The following is a 16,727-nucleotide window of genomic DNA, read 5'->3' on the forward strand; positions in this document are numbered from 1 at the left end:
GTGTCAGTGCCGGCGCCTATCGTGCGAGCCATGACCACCCCGCGCCCCCAGACCGAGCTCTCCGCGGACGACGCCCGCCGCATCGCCCTCCGCGCCCAGGGCTTCCTCGGCAGCCCCGACCGCAAGGCAGGCGTCCGCGGCGTCCTCCGCCACCTGGGCGCGGTCCAGCTCGACACCATCTCCGTCCTGGCCCGCAGCCACGAACTCATCCCCTACGCCCGCCTCGGCGCCGTCGGCCGCACCACCGTGGAGCAGGCCTACTGGACCGACACCCACGCCTTCGAGTACTGGTCGCACGCCGCGTGCATCCTCCCCATCGAGGAGTGGCCCCACTTCGCGTTCCGCCGCCGCGCCTACCGCCACCGCCCGCACTGGCACCACACCCTCCCGGACGGCGTGTACGACCAGGTCATCAAGCAGCTGCGCACCGAGGGCCCCCTCACCGCCACCGAGCTCGGCGGCGCCAAGCGCACCAGCGAGTGGTGGGACTGGTCCGGCACCAAGGTCGCCGTGGAGCGCGCCCTCATGTACGGCGAGGTCGTCTGCGTCGAACGCCGCGGCTGGAAGCGCGTCTACGACCTCGCCGAGCGCGCCGTCCCCGCCCACCTGCTGCACGACGACCTCGACGACGCCGAGTGCCTGCGCCGCCTGGTCCACCTGGCCGGCCAGTCCCTCGGCGTCGGCACCCGCGCGGACCTCGCCGACTACCACCGCCTCAAGACCGAGCAGGTGGACGCCGTGATCGCCGACTCCGGCCTGGTCCCCGTCACCGTGCACGGCTGGGGGAAGCCCGCCTGGGCCGACCCGGCCGCCCTCGCCGCACCGCCGCGCGGCCGCCACCGCACGACCCTGCTGTCGCCGTTCGACTCCCTCATCTGGGAACGCGCCCGCACCGAGCGGATCTTCGGCTTCACCCACCGCCTGGAGGCCTACGTCCCCAAGCCCAAGCGGATCCACGGCTACTTCGCCATGCCGGTGCTGGCCGGCGGCCGGCTCGTGGGACGCGTCGACCCGGCCCGCGAGGGCAGGACCCTCGTCGCCCGGCAGATCACCCTGGACCACCGCAAGGCCGTCCCCGCCGTCGCCCAGGCCCTCGTGGAGGCGGCCGGCTGGGTCGACTGCACGGACGTCCGCGTGGAACGCGTCGACGCCCCGGAACTGCGCGAGCCCCTCACCACGGAACTCGCCCGCCTGCTGGCCTGACCGGCCGCGCGAAGGACCGGCCCGATCCGCGAGGACCTCAGCGGATCTCGAGGATCTTCTCCCGCATCGCGTACACCACGGCCTCCATCCTGGAGTGCAGCTGCAACTTCTCCAGGATGTTGCGCACATGGTTCTTCACGGTGTTCTCGGAGATGAACAACTCCTTGGCGATGTCCCGGTTGTTCATTCCGGTCGCCACGAGCTTCAGCACTTCCAGCTCACGGTCCGTCAGCCGCGGCGCCGGCACCAGCCGGCGCTCGTCGGTCCGCTGGATCATCGACTTGAACTCGGTGAGCAGTTTCGACGCCATGGACGGACTGATCTGCGACTGCCCGTCGGCCACCGCGCGAATCGCGGTCGCCACCTCGTCGGTGGAAATCTCCTTCAGGAGATAACCCGTCGCGCCCGCCTTGATCGCGTCATAGAGATCGGCCTCCTCGTCGCTGATCGTCAACATGATGATCTTCGCGCTGGGGGCCACCTCCTTGATGGACGTGCACGCCTCGATACCGCCCCGCTTGGGCATCCGGACGTCCATCAGCACGATGTCGGGCAGCAGGTCGGCCGCCTTGTCCACGGCCTCGGCACCGTCCCCCGCCTCACCGACGACCTGGATGTCCTCCTCGGCCGCCAGCACGATCTCCAGACCGCGACGGAACAAGGCGTGGTCGTCCACGACGAGAACCCGGATCGGCTCCCCACGCGAAGTGCCCGCCTCCGGGCCCATGCCGACGACGCCGTCGCCGGCGCCCCCGTCCCGCATCGGTCCGAAGCTGTCCGCCATCGTTCCTCCCCCTGAAGGCTGTGGCCGTGGTCCTGTGCCGTCGCCAACCCAAGGCAGCGACCCACCGGTTGGGCCGCTCGGGTCATGATTCCATGCCCGGACGACAACGCGGTGACGCAACGGTGCGCGATGGGGTCGCACGGCGTCGCACGAGGGTGCCCCTGGGGGCGCACACGCGCTCCAGGGGCACCGGCCGGACCGTCGGCGACGCGGGTCAGCCGCCCAGCGTGTCACCCGACTCGGCGGAGTTGCCCTGGGTGACCATCGTGTCCGTCCTCAGGTGGATCACGCCGTAGTCGTACGCGTGCCGCCGGTAGACGACGCTCGGCTCCTTGGTCTCGGAGTCGACGAACAGGTAGAAGTCGTGACCGACCAGCTCCATCTCGTAGAGAGCCTGGTCGAGGGTCATCGCGGCGGCCACGTGGGTCTTCTCCCGGACCACCAGCGGGCCGTCGCCCTGCACCTCGAGGGAACCGATCTTCTTGGTGGGCACGCCCTCGGACTCGTCGGACCCGACCGCCTGGCCGTTGCTGTCGAGGGTGGCCACGCCCGGGACGTGGTCGGCGACCTCCGCCGCCGAGATCCGGCGTGTGCCGCGCCGCGTGTACCGCTTGTCGTGCTGCTTGCGCAGCTGGGCGTCCAGCTTCTCCGCCGCCAGGTCGAGTGCCGCGTACGGGTCACTGGCCGCCGCCTCCGCCCGGATCACCGGACCGCGGGAGCGGAGCGTGATCTCCACTCGGTCGCACCGGTCGGCCTGTCGGGGGTTCGGCTCCTTGGACACCTCGACGTCGAGGCTGATCACCTTGCCATCGAGCTTCTGGATCTTCTCCAGCTTCAGCTTCTCGGCCACGTGCTTGCGGAACCGCTCGGGCACCTCGGTCTTGCGGCCCTTGACGACGATGTCCACGCAGAACTCCGTTCCCGGATCGCTCCGCTTCACCGGCGGAGCATCTCCCTTTTGCACCAGGTCCCGGAGAGCCCCGGAACCTCGGACTCGGTGACGTCCACCTCCTCCTCCCCCGCGGGCGCGATGTCCATCCTCGGTGCGGCGGGTGATTGCGCGAAAAACCACAGCACCGCATTCGGATAAGTGAGGTCTGGCCTGCGGCTTTCCCTCACAACTGAACATATCTCGCCCGGACGGATGTCGTCACCCTCTACTGACGCGTACCTCCGTTCAGGTGAATTGACCCTCTCATTACCTGCAACGACGCGAGTTAACACTCAGTTCCTGCTCATTCCGAAGGAATCCGCCGACGCGGCGACCACCGCCGCGCAGAGCACTCCTCCGGTCCGTCCCCCGAGTACCCGGGGAGGCCCGCCATCAGCACTCGTCCCTCCCGCGGATCCCGCCTCGCGGTCCGCGTCCCCGTCGGTCCGACGGCTTCCTTCCACCGTCACGCCCCCGCCACCGCCACTCTTCCCCGCCGTCCCCCACCCGATGCCTCCCCGCACACTTCCTCCGGACCCCCGCCGCACGGCCCTCCCAGAAGGTGACGAGCCCCGCTGATCGGGGTACACGCCGGTGTTGGTCGCGTGCACCGCGTTCACCGCGTGCACCCCGTTCACCCCGTTCACCCCGTTCACCGCGTTCACCGCTTCCCGCACGGCCCGGGCCGCCTCCGCCAGGGACGCGCCCGTCGTCATCAGGTCGTCCACGAGCACCACCGGCCCATCCGCGAGCACCCGCGCCCCGCCCGGCACCACCACCAGCGCGCCCCGCAGGTTCTCCCGCCGCTGCCGCGAATCGAGCCCCGCCTGGTCCGACACCCGCCGCCCCTGCCGCAACACCGCCGCAACCCGCGCCGGCCTCCCGGCCCGCCGCAGCACCCCGGCCGCGGCGAGCGCGATACGACGCGTGGGGTCGTGCCCACGGGAGCGAACGGCGGCGGGGGCGGAGGGGACGGGGACGAGGAGGAGGGGGAGGGGGAGGGGGAGGGGACGAGGAGGAGGGAGAGGGCGAGGGCGGGGAAGGGGCAACGCGGCCGGGGTGGGGCCCTCTTCCACCCCCACCCACACCGCCCCCGCCAACGCCACCCCCAACTCCCGCCCCAGCCCCAGCGCACCGCGCTCCTTGTGCGCCAGCAGCACGGCCCGCACCGCGTCCCCGTACGGCGCCGCCGCGAAGACGGCCGGCAGGCCCGGAGGCTCGGGCACCGGCCGCACCCGCCGCGGCACGGCCCCGCCGAGCGCCTCCCGGCACCCGGCGCAGAGCACCCCCCGAGCCCGTCCGCACCCGGCGCACCCGGTCGGCAGGACCAGGTCCCCGAACTCCCGCCACCAGCCCCGCACACCGTCCACGAGGACCACTGTGCCAAGTCCTCCGGGAGCCCGCCCGACCCTGTGGAAAACGGTCGAGCCCTCCTGTGGACAACCATCAGGAGGGCTCGCACGCAGTCATCGTCGGGCTGTGATCACCCGGGGTAGAACACCGCCGAAGCCGTCTCCTTCAGCGTGCGCCAGCCGCTGCCGCCGGGGAGCCACAGCAGGCCGTTCTTGGACGTGGCGAACAGCGGGGCCTCACTGTCCTCGGACGCCGCGATGCTCTGCACCTCGGTCAGGCCAGGCAGCGTGCCCGCCTCGGGGACGGAGCCGTCGGACTGGACGTACTGCACCTGCTCGACCCCGCCGGACTCCCGCCCGACGACCACGAGCCGGCTGTCCCCGGCCCACGACACGGCCGTCACCTGCTCCAACTCCGGTGTGGCGGAGCGCAGTTCCTGGACCGACACGGACGGCTGCTGTTCGCCGGGCTTCTGGTCGCGCTCGATCCGCCCGATCAGCAGCGTCTGCTTGCCGTCCTTCTCCACCACGAGCGCGATCCGCACCCCGTCGGCGGCCACCCGGACGGCGTTGATCCGCCCGTCCAGGCTGGGCGTGCGCACGACGACCGGGGTGCCGCCGCCCTTCTGGAGCAGCAGCAGACGTGGTGCGTCGGGGTTGCGGTCGGCCACCCACAGGTCGCCCTGTCCGTCCCAGCTGGGTGCGGTGAGCCGGTCACTCTCGGTCGCGCCGGTGCTGCGCAGCACCGGTTCGCCGAGGGAGCTGCCGGTGACCATGGAGCCGACGTAGAGCGTCTTGCCGTCGATGGTGACGCCGGCGGCCATGTGCTCGTCGTGCGCGACGGCGACGGAGCGCAGTGCCTTGGTGCCGTCGCCGAGCGCGCCGGGCACGGGGTCGGGGTTGGCGTCCTCGCCGCTGCTCATCCGTGCGAGCCGGTGTTCGCCGTCGATGTAATACAGGTAGCCGGGGTGGTCCTCGGAGCCCCGCGCGGCGACGGTCGCGGAGCGGTTCTCGCTGAGCGAGCACAGCCGGGTGTCACCGGCGCGCAGTTCGACCTCCTCGACGACCGGGGTGAGGCTCTGCAGGGTGAACAGCAGCTGGGCGGCCATCTCGTCGCACTTGGCGTGGCCGACGTTCTCGGCCTTGTCGTTGAGCGGCACGGTCAGCTTGTTCTGGTCGTCGGGCGTCAGCGCGGTGACGCCCTTCGCCAGCTCGGTGCCGGTGGGGAAGCTGGAGCGCACGACGGGGCGCAGCCAGCTGGTGGGCCCGCCGAGCAGGGAGCGGACGACCTGGGTGGTGGGGTCGACGCGTTCGCGCACGTAGACGGGGTCGGCGACGGCGGCGGGCCGGCGCGTGGAGCCCACGGTCGTGGTGGTGGACGCGAAGTAGTACTTGTTGACGGACATGTAGTTGCGCTCGAAGTCCGATGTGCCCATGACGACGCCTTGGGGCAGGGCGTCGATGCGCCACTGTTCGGACTTCTTGTCGCGCACGAGGTGCACGATCTGCCCGTAGTTGCCGTCGGCGGGGCTGTACGACTGCTGTCCGTCGACGGTCGCCACGCGCGTGCCGGTGAGCGTGAAGGAGAAGTCGCCGCCTTCGACGCGGCCGCCGGAGCGGTCGGCCTCGGCTTCGGGCCCGTCGGCGAGCACGGTCGTGGACTGCTCGGGCTGCCAGGTGCGCGCGGCTTGCGGGGTGAGGTACTGCCGTGCGGTGGAGAAGGTGGGGTCGTCGCTGGTCAGCGCCTCGAGGAAGCCCTGGACGATCTCGGAGGGCGGCGCGTCCTCGCGGGGCGGCATCGCGAACACGCGGACCTGGGTCTCCTGGCGGGGGGTGGATTCCACGCCCCGCAGGTCGCCGTTGTCGGGCATCGAGGCGCACCCGGCCAGCAGTACGACCCCGCACGCGGCGTACGCCGTCGCCCGCCCGCGTCCGCGCCGCGTGCGCGTGTCCCCCTCGCGCTCAGCGCCCACGAAACGCCTCCCCCTGATCGTCCGAACCGTCCGCTCCCGCGTCCACCCGCCCGGAGCTCTCCGCACGCGCCCCGCCCGCGGCGGACGCGTCCCCCTGCCGACGTGCGCCGGACCGGGCACCGTCGTCCTGCCACCGCGCACCGGACGGCTGCGGCTGCGGCTTTCCCGCACCTGCGGTCTCGTCCGCGCGTCGCGGGGGTACTGCCGCGGGTCGCGCGACCACGCGTGCGCCGTTGCCCGGCAGGGCCGTGGGATCGGCCGTGGGGGCCGCGGCGGTGGCCCTGGGGGTGATGGGGGCCCGGGCACCCGACCGGGGCTCACCGGCGGGCTGGAGCGGCACGGTGGCGCTCTTCTCGCCGCTCCCCCGGGGCAGCCCGGCGTCGTTGAGGCCGCGGTTACGGCGGGAGTCCTTGGGCTCCAGGGGTATCGGCGAGCCGCGCAGCGGTTCGTCGGCGGTGCGCGGGAGCGTCAGCCGGAACTGCGAGCCGCCACCGGGTTCGCCCCAGGCCTGCAGCCAGCCGCCGTGCAGCCGCGCGTCCTCCAGGGCGATGGACAGGCCGAGGCCGGTGCCGCCGGTGGTACGCGCGCGTGCCGGGTCGGCGCGCCAGAAGCGGCTGAACACGCGCGTGGCCTCGCCGGGCTTGAGGCCGACCCCGTAGTCGCGTACGGCGACGGCGACGGCGCCCTGGGCCGAGGCGAGCTTGACGATGACGTCCTTGCCCTCGCCGTGTTCGACGGCGTTGACGACGAGGTTGCGCAGCACGCGTTCGACGCGCCGGGCGTCGGCCTCGGCGACCACGGGCTGCTGGTCGCCGACGACCCGTATCGCCGTGCCCTTGCGTTCGGCGAGGGGCGCCGCGCCGTCGACGACGCGGCGTACGACGTCGCGCAGGTCGATCGGTTCGGCCTCCAGGGAGGCGGCGCCGGCGTCGAAGCGGCTGATCTCCAGCAGGTCGGCGAGCAGGGACTCGAACCGGTCGAGCTGGTCGGCGAGGAGTTCCGCGGAGCGGGCGGTGACGGGGTCGAAGTCCGCGCGGGCCTCGTGGATGACGTCGGCGGCCATGCGCACGGTGGTCAACGGGGTGCGCAGCTCGTGGGAGACGTCGGAGACGAACCGTCGCTGCATCCGTGACAGGTCCTCGAGCTGCTGGATCTTCAGCTGGAGGTTCTGCGCCATCTTGTTGAAGGCCTCGCCGAGGCGGGCGATGTCGTCCTCGCCGGTGACCTTCATGCGTTCCTGGAGGCGCCCGGCGGAGAGCCGCTCGGCGATGCCGGCGGCCATCCGCACCGGGGTGACGACCTGCCGTACGACGAGCCAGGCGATCGCCCCGAGGAGCACGACGACGAAGAGCCCGGCGGTGGCGAGGGTGCCCTTGACGAGGCTGAGGGACTTCTCCTCCTGGGTGAGCGGGAAGAGGTAGTACAGCTCGTAGGGGTCGCCGTTGGGGTCGTTGACCCGCTTGCCGATGACGAGCGCGGGCTGGGACTCCGTGTCGCCGTTGCTGTAGCGGATGCGGGTGTAGCTCTGGGCGGCGCTGCTGCCGGTGTTGACGCGGGCGCGCAGGTCCTCGGGGACGCTCTTGTTGGGGTCGACGCCGCCGGAGGCGCGGGGTCCGCGTCCGCCGCCGCTGTCGTCGCCGGGGGGCAGGGTGACGACGTCGAAGGCGCCCTGGCCGCCGCTGGACAGCGACGACACCAGTTCGCTCATCCATTCGATGACGTTCTGGGAGGCGCGCTGGTCGGCGGGGGTGCCGTCGTCGGCGCCGGCGCTCGCGGCCTCGTCGGCCTTCTGCTTGGCCACCGCGAAGCCGCCGGTGGCCTGGCTCTGCGACGCCTTGACCTTGGCGTCGAGCAGTCCGTTGCGCACCTGCCCGATGACGACGAAGCCCAGCAGCAGGACGACGCCCAGCGACATCAGCAGCGTGGTGGCGACGACCTTGAGCTGGATGTTGCGCCGCCACAGCCGCATGAGCGGCAGCAGCGGCCTGCGTATCCAGCGCAGCAGGAGCCTCAGGACCGGGCTGCCCTGCACCCCGCCCTGGAACGACCCGCCGTGCACGAGGCTCGCCCAGCGCTCCCGCAGGGGCTTGCGGCCGACAGGCCGCTCCGGGCGGGCCCCGGACCGGCCGGGCGCCGAAGCGGCACTGTCACCGGACATGTCAGCTCGGTCCTGCCTTGTACCCGACACCACGGACGGTCACCACGATCTCCGGGCGCTCCGGGTCCTTCTCGACCTTGGAGCGCAGCCGCTGCACGTGCACGTTGACCAGGCGGGTGTCGGCGGCGTGCCGGTAGCCCCAGACCTGCTCGAGGAGCACCTCGCGCGTGAAGACCTGCCACGGCTTGCGCGCCAGGGCGACCAGCAGGTCGAACTCCAGCGGGGTCAGCGCGATCGACTGCCCCTCCCGTTTCACGGAGTGCCCGGCGACGTCGATGACCAGGTCGCCGATGGCGAGCTGCTCGGGCGCGGGCTCCTCGGACCTCCGCAGCCGGGCCCGTATGCGGGCGACCAGCTCCTTCGGCTTGAACGGCTTCACGATGTAGTCGTCGGCGCCCGACTCCAGGCCCACGACGACGTCGACGGTGTCGCTCTTGGCCGTGAGCATCACGATCGGCACGCCGGACTCCGCCCTGATCAGGCGGCACACCTCGATGCCGTCCCGGCCGGGCAGCATGAGGTCCAGCAGCACCAGGTCGGGCTTGGCTTCACGGAACGCGGCCAGCGCCTTGTCGCCGTCGGCTACGAAAGACGGCTCAAAACCTTCACCACGCAGCACAATGCCGAGCATCTCGGCCAGTGCGGTGTCGTCGTCGACGACAAGGACTCGTCCCTTCATAAACGACATCATCCCATTCTCATAACAGTGACGGTGGCGCTGGTGAGCGAGGTCACTGGCCTGTGACCTTAGCCGCAGCGAGCCGTCACTGTCTGCCCTCGTCCCGGACGGTGCCCTCGACACCCCCACGACCCGGGCGGGACACGGGTCGACGCCACCGCAGGACGGCCGAAAACCGGCTGGACCCCGCACCCGTCCCGCACGGTCCCCCACGGTGCCGCGCGAGCACGGCCGTCACCGCCCGCCCTCGCGCAAGACGACATAAGGCCCCGGGGAGCGGCCACGCCTGGACAGGCAGGCGCTTCCCCGAGGCCGTCGGCCGGACAGGCCCGTCAGACCCGTCAGCCGCCCGACACCTGCCGCGACCGGGCGTACAGGTCCGCCAGAGCCTCCGCCGTCACCGGCGACACGACTCCCTCCTCGGTGACGATCGCCGTGATCAGCTCCGGCGGGGTCAGGTCGAACGCCGGGTTGTACGCCTGCGTCCCCAGCGGCGCCACCGCGACACCGCCGCCCGCCCCCATGACCGGCACCTGCGGCGCGGAGAACTCGGTCACCTCGTAGCCGGGACGCTGCTCCACCTCGATCGACGCCCCGTCGGGGGTGTGCGGGTCGAGGGTCGTCACCGGCGCCACCACGATGAACGGCACGTGGTGATAGCGGGCGAGCACGGCGAGCGGGTACGTCCCCACCTTGTTCGCCACCGACCCGTCGGCCGCGATGCGGTCCGCGCCGACCAGCACGGCGTCCACCTCGCCGGCCGAGAACAGCGACCCCGCCGCGTTGTCCGTGAGCAGCGTGTACGCCATCCCGTTGCGCGCCGCCTCGTACGCCGTGAGCCGGGCGCCCTGCAGCAGGGGGCGCGTCTCGTCCACCCACAGCCGCCGCAGCTGCCCCGCCCGGTGCGCCTCGAGGGCCACCGCGAACGCCGTGCCCTCACCGCCGGAGACCAGCGCCCCGGTGTTGCAGTGGGTCAGGACCCGGTGGCCGCCGCCGGGCAGCAGCTCGTCCAGGAGGGCCAGCCCGTGCCGCGCCATGCGGACACTGGCCTCGGCGTCCTCCCGGTGCAGCTGCCGCGCCGCGGCCAGCGTCGCCGCGGCGGCCTGCTGCGGGTCCGTGGAGTCGGCCAGGGCAGCCCGGTACGCCGCCCGGGCGCGCTCCACGCCGACGGACAGGTTCACCGCGGTCGGCCGGGCGCCGGCCAGCGCGGTCGCGGCCTCGTCCACGTCGAAGCCGCGCGCGGCGGCGAGCGCGACGCCGTACGCCCCGGCGACGCCGAGCAGCGGCGCCCCGCGCACCGCGAGCGTACGGATCGCCTCGACCAGCGCGGAGGCGTCCGTGCAGACGAGTTCGACCTCCTCGACCGGGAGCCTCGTCTGGTCGAGGAGGACCAGTACGGGGCCTTCGGGTGGCTCCTCCCATCGGATCGCCGGGATGTCGGTGGGCGGCTTGTCCTCGCCATGGTGCGCGTACTGATCAGCCATGCGGTCAGTCTGCCCCTTTTCCGGCAGACAATTGAAGGTAGGCAGCCCCTACCGCGGCCGGTCGGCCGATGACCACCCCATGGCACGATGGCTCCCAACCTTCCGCCGCGACCGCGGACGGGCACCGTGAAGGAGCGACGATGAACGACACTCCGGGCTGGGCCTCGCCCGGATCCGCCCCGTCCGACGGGCAGGAACCGGCCGCACCGGCTCCTGCCGAGCCCACCGGCCACCCGAGCCCACGCGCCGACGGCCCGCCCGAGGCCGCCCGGCCGGCGAGCACCGGGCAGGCCCCGAGCACGGCGCCCGAGAGCAGCGAGCCCGCCCCTCAGGCCGCCGCCGCGGAGCCGGCCCCGCAGTCCCCCGGCCCGAAGTGGTCCAAGGAGCAGCCGCCCCCGGCCCAGTGGTCCGCCCCCTCGGGCCCGCAGGGCTCCGGCCAGGCACCCCCGCCGCCCCCCGCTCCGGCGCCCGGCGCCGGCCAGGGCTGGGGTACCCACCCGCCGGCCGGCGGCCCCGGCACCCCCGGCGGCTGGACCGGCCCCGTCCCCCCGGGCGGCTACGGCGGCCCGCCTCCCACCGGCGGCTACGGCGGCCCCCAGCCCCCGCACGGCCAGCACGGCCATCCCGGCTGGGGCGGCGGCTGGGGCGCGGGCTTGGGCGGTCCGCCGCCCGCCGCGAAGCCCGGTGTCATCCCGCTGCGTCCGCTCGGCGTCGGCGAGATCCTCGACGGCGCGGTGTCCACCATGCGCACCTACTGGCGCACGGTCCTCGGCATCTCCCTGACCGTCGCCGTCGTCACCGAGACCCTCGTCGTCCTGCTCCAGGGCCTAGTCCTGCAGGACGCGGTGAGCTCGTCGGCCCTCGGCGACACCAGCGCCACCACCGACGAGCAGATCGACGCCCTGCGCGACAGCATGATCAGCTCCGGCGCGATCTTCCTGGTCACCCTCGTCGGCACGGTCATCGCCACCGCCCTGCTCACCGCCGTCACCAGCCGCGCCGTCCTGGGCAAGGAGGTCGCCCTCGGCGAGGCCTGGCGGGACGCCCGCCCGCGGATCCCTGGGCTGTTCGGCCTGATCCTCCTGCTGCTGCTCATCGCGGTGGGCATCGGCGGCGTCGGCGTGCTGCCCGGCATCCTGCTGGCGGTGGCCGGCGCCGGTGACGCGGGCGCCGCGATCGCCGTCCTCGGCGTGCTCGCCGCCTTCGTCGTCATCGTCTGGCTGTTCGTGCGCCTCTCCCTGGCCTCGCCCGCGCTCATGCTGGAGAAGCAGGGCATCCGCAAGGCCATGAGCCGCTCCACCAAGCTCGTCAGCGGCTCCTGGTGGCGGGTGTTCGGCATCCAGCTGCTCGCCGCCATCATCGCCAACGTGATCTCGGCGATCGTGGTCGTCCCGTTCGCCGTCGTCGGCGCCCTCGCGGGCGACGGCGGCTTCCACGGCTTCGTCGAGTCCGGCGGCGACCTGGGCTGGACGTACCTCGTCATCAGCGGGGTCGGCTCGGTGATCGGCTCCATGATCACCTTCCCGATCACGGCGGGCGTCACCGTGCTCCTGTACATCGACCAGCGGATCCGCCGCGAAGCCCTCGACCTCGACCTGGCCCGCGCGGCCGGTGTCCCGGGCTACGCCGCCCCCGCCCCCGGCCCTACCCCCGGGAGCTGATGCGGTGAGCGTGACGGGGGGAGTCCTCACCGCGGACCCGGCGCCGCTGTCCCGCGCCACCGGCGCCGCCCTGCGGACCGTGCTGCGCGCCGACGACGCCTCCCGCCTGCTGCGGGCCGGCGACGACGGGCCGCCGCTCACCGTCCCGAGGGACCCCGCGCGCGAGGCGGCCCGGCGCGAGCTGGCCGAGCGGCTGTACCACGAGCACGACCCCGGCCTGGTCGAGCGCGCCCTCGACACCTTCTGGGACTGGCTGGACGACCTGCTCACCGCCGCCTCCGGCGCCACCCCGGGCGGCGCGCTCGGCCTGGCCGTGATCGTGCTCGCGGTCGTCGCCGTCGTGGCCGCGCTGTGGTGGCGCCTCGGCACCCCGCACCGCGCACCCGCCTCCACCGCCGCCCTGTTCGACGACCGCCCCCGCAGCGCCGCCGCCCACCGCGCGGCCGCCGAGGCGCACGCCGCCCAGGGCCACTGGAACCAGGCCGTCCAGGAACGCATGCGCGCCCTCGTCCGCTCCCTGGAGGAACGCGCCCTCCTCGACACCCGCCCCGGCCGCACCGCCGACGAGGCCGCCGCCGAAGCGGGCCGCACCCTGCCCGCCCACATCGACCGGCTGCGCGCCGCCGCCCGCGACTTCGACGACGTGACGTACGGCGGCCGCGCGGCGACCGAGCAGACGTACCACCGCCTCGCCGCACTCGACCACGACCTGGAGCGCACCAGGCCCCAGCTCACCCACAGCAGCACCGCCCCCACGGCCCACCCCACGCGCGAGGGGACCGACCGATGACCACCGAGGCCACGCTCCCGTCCACGTCGGTCTCGCCCACGGCCCGACAGCTGTGGACCCGCTCGCGGGGCATCGCCCTCGCCCTGCTGGTGCTCCTCGCCGGGGCCGTCACGGTCGCCACCGTCCGCTCCGACGCCCGGCACGGCGAGCTCGACCCGCGCTCCGCCGACCCCCTCGGCAGCCGGGCCGTCACCGCACTCCTCGCCGACCGGGGCGTGACCACCCGCCTCGTCACCACCCTGGCCGAGGCCCGCGCCGCGACCGGCCCCGACACCACGCTCCTGGTCGCCGTGCCCGACCGGCTGACGGAGCGCCAGCAGAGGCTGCTGCACTCCGCCACCACCGGCTCCGGCGGCCGCACCGTCCTCGTCGCCGCCGGCGGCTGGTCCGTCGGCACGCTCGCCCCCGGGGTCACCGCGGACCCCGCCACCAGCCGCGACTCCACCCTCGACCCCGGCTGCGACCTGCCCGCCGCCCGGCGCGCCGGCCCCGCCGACACCGGCGGCATCCGCTACACCAGCACCCGCCCCGACGCCGACGAGTGCTACCCCAGCTCCCGCCTGCCCACCCTGCTGCGCCTCCCCGACACCGCGGGGCAGGGCGACACGGTCCTCCTCGGCGGCCCCGACATCCTGCTCAACGAACGCCTCGACGAACAGGGCAACGCCTCGCTCGCCCTCCAACTCCTCGGCTCCCGCCCCCATCTGGTCTGGTACCTCCCCTCCCTCTCCGACACCACCGCCACCGGCCCCGAGGACGAGAAGAGCTTCTTCGACCTCGTCCCGTCCGGCTGGCTCTGGGGCACCCTGCAACTCTTCGTCGCGGCAGCCCTCGCCGCCCTGTGGCGGGCACGCCGACTCGGCCCGCTCGTCCCCGAACAACTCCCCGTCGCGATCCGCGCCTCCGAGACCGTCGAAGGCCGCGCCCGCCTCTACCGCAAGGCGAACGCCGGCGACCGCGCCGCCGCCGCTCTCCGCTCCACCACCCGCACCCGCCTCGCCCCCCTCGTCGGCATCCCCGTCGCCCAGGCCCACACACCCGAGGCGCTCGTCCCCGCGCTGTCCGCCCACCTCCACGGCGACGGACGCCCCCTGCACTCCCTCCTCTTCGGCCCGCCGCCCAGCGACGACGCCGACCTCGTCTCCCTCGCCGACCGACTCGACGCCCTCGAAAGAGAGGTACGCCGTCCATGATGGACCCGACCACTGACAACGCCGGGCTCACCGGGGACCCGGACCGCGCCCGGGCCGCCCTCGAAGCCCTGCGCGCCGAGATCGCCAAGGCCGTGGTCGGCCAGGACCCCGCCGTCACCGGCCTCGTCGTCGCCCTGCTGTGCCGCGGACACGTCCTGCTCGAAGGCGTCCCCGGAGTCGCCAAGACCCTCCTCGTGCGCGCCCTCGCCGCCGCACTCGAACTCGACACCAAACGCGTCCAGTTCACCCCCGACCTCATGCCGAGCGACGTCACCGGCTCCCTCGTCTACGACGCCCGCACCGCCGAGTTCTCCTTCCAGCCCGGCCCGGTCTTCACCCACCTCCTCCTCGCCGACGAGATCAACCGCACCCCGCCCAAGACCCAGTCGTCCCTCCTCGAAGCCATGGAAGAACGCCAGGTCACCGTGGACGGCACCCCCCGCCCGCTCCCCGACCCGTTCCTCGTCGCCGCCACCCAGAACCCCGTCGAGTACGAGGGCACCTATCCCCTCCCCGAAGCCCAACTCGACCGGTTCCTGCTCAAGCTGACAATCCCACTCCCCTCCCGCCAGGAGGAGATCGACGTCCTCACCCGCCACGCCGAGGGCTTCAACCCGCGCGACCTGCACGCCGCCGGCGTACGCCCCGTCGCCACCGCCGCCGACCTCGACGCCGCCCGCGCCGCCGTCGCCAAGACCACCGTCTCCCCCGACATCACGGCCTACGTCGTCGACATCTGCCGCGCCACCCGCGAGTCGCCCTCCCTCACCCTCGGCGTGTCCCCGCGCGGCGCCACGGCCCTCCTCGCCGCCTCGCGCGCGTGGGCGTGGCTCACCGGCCGCGACTACGTCATCCCCGACGACGTCAAGGCCCTCGCGCTGCCTACCCTGCGCCACCGCGTCCAGCTCCGCCCAGAGGCCGAGATGGAAGGCGTGACCGCCGACTCCGTCATCAACGCGATCCTCACCCACGTCCCCGTCCCCCGCTGATGGCGCTCACCGGACGCACCGCCCTCCTCGCGGCCCTCGGCTCCCTGCCCGTAGGCATCTGGGACACCGGCTGGACCGGCCTGCTCGCCGTCAACGCCCCGCTGGCCCTCGCCTGCGCCTGCGACTACGCCCTCGCCGCGCCCGTACGCCGCCTGCTGCTGACCCGCTCCGGCGACACCGCCGTACGCCTCGGCGAGACCGCGGACGTCACCCTCACGATCACCAACCCGACCGGCCGCCCCCTGCGCGTCCGCCTGCGCGACGCGTGGCCGCCCAGCAGCTGGCAGCCCGGCACGGAGATCGAGGCGTCCCGCCATCGCGTCACGGTCCCCGCGGGCGAACGCCGCCGCGTCACCACCCGCCTGCGCCCCACCCGCCGCGGCGACCGCCACGCCGACCGCGTGACCCTCCGCTCCTACGGCCCCCTCGGCCTGTTCGCCCGCCAGGGCACGCACCGGGTCCCCTGGACGGTCCGCGTCCTGCCGCCCTTCACCAGCCGCAAGCACCTCCCCTCGAAACTGGCCCGCCTGCGCGAACTCGACGGCCGCACCAGCGTCCTCACCCGCGGCGAAGGCACCGAGTTCGACAGCCTGCGCGAGTACGTCCCCGGCGACGACACCCGCTCCATCGACTGGCGCGCCACCGCCCGCCAGTCCGCGCTGGCCGTCCGCACCTGGCGCCCCGAACGCGACCGGCACATCCTCCTGGTCCTCGACACCGGCCGAACCTCGGCCGGCCGCGTCGGCGACGCCCCCCGCCTGGACGCCGCCCTTGACGCGGCCCTCCTCCTGGCCGCCCTCGCCTCCCGCGCCGGCGACCGCGTCGACCTCCTCGCCTACGACCGCCGCGTGCGCGCCCTCGTCCAGGGCCGCACCGGGCGCGACGTCCTCCCGTCCCTCGTCGACGCGATGGCCGGCCTCGAGCCCGCCCTCATCGAAACGGACGCCCGCGGCCTCACCGCCACCGCCCTGCGCACGGCACCACGCCGCTCACTGATCGTCCTGCTCACCACCCTCGACGCAGCCCCGGTCGAAGAGGGCTTGCTGCCGGTCCTCCCGCAGCTCACCCGACGCCACACCGTGGTGGTGGCGTCCGTGGCCGACCCGCACATCGCCCGCATGTCGACGTCCCGCGGCTCCGTCGACGCCGTCTACGAGGCCGCGGCAGCAGCCCAGGCCCAAGCAGAACGACACCGCACGGCCCAGCAACTGCGCCGCCACGGCGTCACCGTGGTGGACGCGACCCCGGACGAGCTGCCGCCGGCGCTGGCGGACGCCTACCTGGAACTGAAGGCAGCGGGACGACTCTGAACGCAAAAAAGGGGCCCTCTGCCAAGGGCCCCTCAATGATTGGGTTGAACACAGAAAAGCCCCGTGCCGAATGGCACGGGGCTTTTCTTGTAAGAATTGTTCGGCGGTGTCCTACTCTCCCACAGGGTCCCCCCTGCAGTACCATCGGCGCTGTAAGGCTTAGCTTCCGGGTTCGAAATGTAACCGGGCGTTTCCCCTACGCTATGACCACCGAAACACT

Annotated in this window: 13 protein-coding genes and 1 rRNA gene; 6 read left to right on the forward strand and 8 right to left on the reverse strand. The window is 73.5% G+C overall.

All coding sequences use genetic code 11. The features are described 5' to 3' along the window. The first annotated feature begins 30 nt into the window (after window positions 1-30). A complete protein-coding gene (locus tag E4U91_RS13885; protein WP_137307151.1) occupies window positions 31-1,203 on the forward strand; it encodes a winged helix-turn-helix domain-containing protein in 1,173 nt (390 codons plus the stop codon). Between the two features lie 37 nt (window positions 1,204-1,240). Here the strand turns inward: E4U91_RS13885 and E4U91_RS13890 are convergent, their stop codons facing one another. The 7 genes from E4U91_RS13890 to mtnA form a co-directional block, all read right to left on the reverse strand. Then, window positions 1,241-1,987 (reverse strand): response regulator, encoded by a 747-nt coding sequence (locus E4U91_RS13890; RefSeq protein ID WP_137307152.1) that lies wholly within the window; start codon window positions 1,985-1,987, stop codon window positions 1,241-1,243. A gap of 214 nt (window positions 1,988-2,201) precedes the next feature. Next, window positions 2,202-2,894: a ribosome hibernation-promoting factor, HPF/YfiA family gene (hpf, locus tag E4U91_RS13895; RefSeq protein WP_241678580.1), complete on the reverse strand. Its 693-nt coding sequence runs from the start codon at window positions 2,892-2,894 to the stop codon at window positions 2,202-2,204. Window positions 2,895-3,211: 317 nt separating this feature from the next. Beyond that, the gene (locus E4U91_RS39915) at window positions 3,212-4,279 is read right to left on the reverse strand and encodes a ComF family protein (protein ID WP_137310810.1); all 1,068 of its coding nucleotides are present in this window, start codon (window positions 4,277-4,279) and stop codon (window positions 3,212-3,214) included. A gap of 122 nt (window positions 4,280-4,401) precedes the next feature. Continuing rightward, entirely contained in the window at window positions 4,402-6,243 is a 1,842-nt protein-coding gene (locus E4U91_RS13910; protein WP_137307155.1) for an LpqB family beta-propeller domain-containing protein, read from the reverse strand. Further along, window positions 6,233-8,401 carry an MtrAB system histidine kinase MtrB gene (mtrB, locus tag E4U91_RS13915; RefSeq protein ID WP_137307156.1) on the reverse strand — a complete coding sequence of 723 codons (2,169 nt, stop codon included), beginning with the start codon at window positions 8,399-8,401 and terminating at the stop codon, window positions 6,233-6,235. Before mtrB ends, E4U91_RS13910 begins: the two co-directional genes overlap by 11 nt. Before the next feature lies 1 nt (window position 8,402). Continuing rightward, on the reverse strand, window positions 8,403-9,092 hold the full coding sequence (gene mtrA, locus E4U91_RS13920; protein WP_187281934.1) for a two-component system response regulator MtrA: 690 nt from the start codon (window positions 9,090-9,092) through the stop codon (window positions 8,403-8,405). Between the two features lie 329 nt (window positions 9,093-9,421). Then, window positions 9,422-10,564, reverse strand: a complete 1,143-nt coding sequence (gene mtnA, locus E4U91_RS13925; protein ID WP_137307157.1) for an S-methyl-5-thioribose-1-phosphate isomerase — start codon at window positions 10,562-10,564, stop codon at window positions 9,422-9,424. Between the two features lie 140 nt (window positions 10,565-10,704). Between mtnA and E4U91_RS13930 the strand changes: the two genes are divergently transcribed. Genes E4U91_RS13930 through E4U91_RS13950 form a run of 5 tightly spaced genes read left to right on the forward strand, consistent with a single transcriptional unit; the run spans window position 10,705 to window position 16,507 of the window. After that, window positions 10,705-12,225 (forward strand): DUF7847 domain-containing protein, encoded by a 1,521-nt coding sequence (locus tag E4U91_RS13930; protein WP_137307158.1) that lies wholly within the window; start codon window positions 10,705-10,707, stop codon window positions 12,223-12,225. 4 nt (window positions 12,226-12,229) lie between these two features. Further along, entirely contained in the window at window positions 12,230-13,015 is a 786-nt protein-coding gene (locus tag E4U91_RS13935; protein WP_137307159.1) for a DUF4129 domain-containing protein, read from the forward strand. Beyond that, window positions 13,012-14,208: a DUF4350 domain-containing protein gene (locus tag E4U91_RS13940; protein WP_137307160.1), complete on the forward strand. Its 1,197-nt coding sequence runs from the start codon at window positions 13,012-13,014 to the stop codon at window positions 14,206-14,208. The genes E4U91_RS13935 and E4U91_RS13940 overlap by 4 nt, the downstream gene beginning before the upstream one ends. Next, window positions 14,208-15,197 (forward strand): AAA family ATPase, encoded by a 990-nt coding sequence (locus E4U91_RS13945; RefSeq protein ID WP_137310811.1) that lies wholly within the window; start codon window positions 14,208-14,210, stop codon window positions 15,195-15,197. The genes E4U91_RS13940 and E4U91_RS13945 overlap by 1 nt, the downstream gene beginning before the upstream one ends. Continuing rightward, window positions 15,197-16,507 (forward strand): DUF58 domain-containing protein, encoded by a 1,311-nt coding sequence (locus E4U91_RS13950; protein WP_137307161.1) that lies wholly within the window; start codon window positions 15,197-15,199, stop codon window positions 16,505-16,507. Before E4U91_RS13945 ends, E4U91_RS13950 begins: the two co-directional genes overlap by 1 nt. Before the next feature lie 98 nt (window positions 16,508-16,605). Here E4U91_RS13950 and rrf read toward each other — a convergent pair. Beyond that, window positions 16,606-16,722 (reverse strand): 5S ribosomal RNA (rrf, locus tag E4U91_RS13955). Window positions 16,723-16,727 lie beyond the last annotated feature (5 nt).

Source organism: Streptomyces lasalocidi, assembly GCF_005280215.1.
Lineage (GTDB): Bacteria > Actinomycetota > Actinomycetes > Streptomycetales > Streptomycetaceae > Streptomyces > Streptomyces longwoodensis.

Bases quoted from the DNA above. Each gene is read 5' to 3' on its own strand.
- E4U91_RS13885 (WP_137307151.1), top strand. From the start codon at position 31: ATGACCACCCCGCGCCCCCAGACCGAGCTCTCCGCGGACGACGCCCGC.
- E4U91_RS13890 (WP_137307152.1), bottom strand. From the start codon at position 1,987: ATGGCGGACAGCTTCGGACCGATGCGGGACGGGGGCGCCGGCGACGGC.
- mtrB (WP_137307156.1), bottom strand. From the start codon at position 8,401: ATGTCCGGTGACAGTGCCGCTTCGGCGCCCGGCCGGTCCGGGGCCCGC.
- mtrA (WP_187281934.1), bottom strand. From the start codon at position 9,092: ATGATGTCGTTTATGAAGGGACGAGTCCTTGTCGTCGACGACGACACC.
- mtnA (WP_137307157.1), bottom strand. From the start codon at position 10,564: ATGGCTGATCAGTACGCGCACCATGGCGAGGACAAGCCGCCCACCGAC.
- E4U91_RS13930 (WP_137307158.1), top strand. From the start codon at position 10,705: ATGAACGACACTCCGGGCTGGGCCTCGCCCGGATCCGCCCCGTCCGAC.
- E4U91_RS13940 (WP_137307160.1), top strand. From the start codon at position 13,012: ATGACCACCGAGGCCACGCTCCCGTCCACGTCGGTCTCGCCCACGGCC.
- E4U91_RS13945 (WP_137310811.1), top strand. From the start codon at position 14,208: ATGGACCCGACCACTGACAACGCCGGGCTCACCGGGGACCCGGACCGC.
- E4U91_RS13950 (WP_137307161.1), top strand. From the start codon at position 15,197: ATGGCGCTCACCGGACGCACCGCCCTCCTCGCGGCCCTCGGCTCCCTG.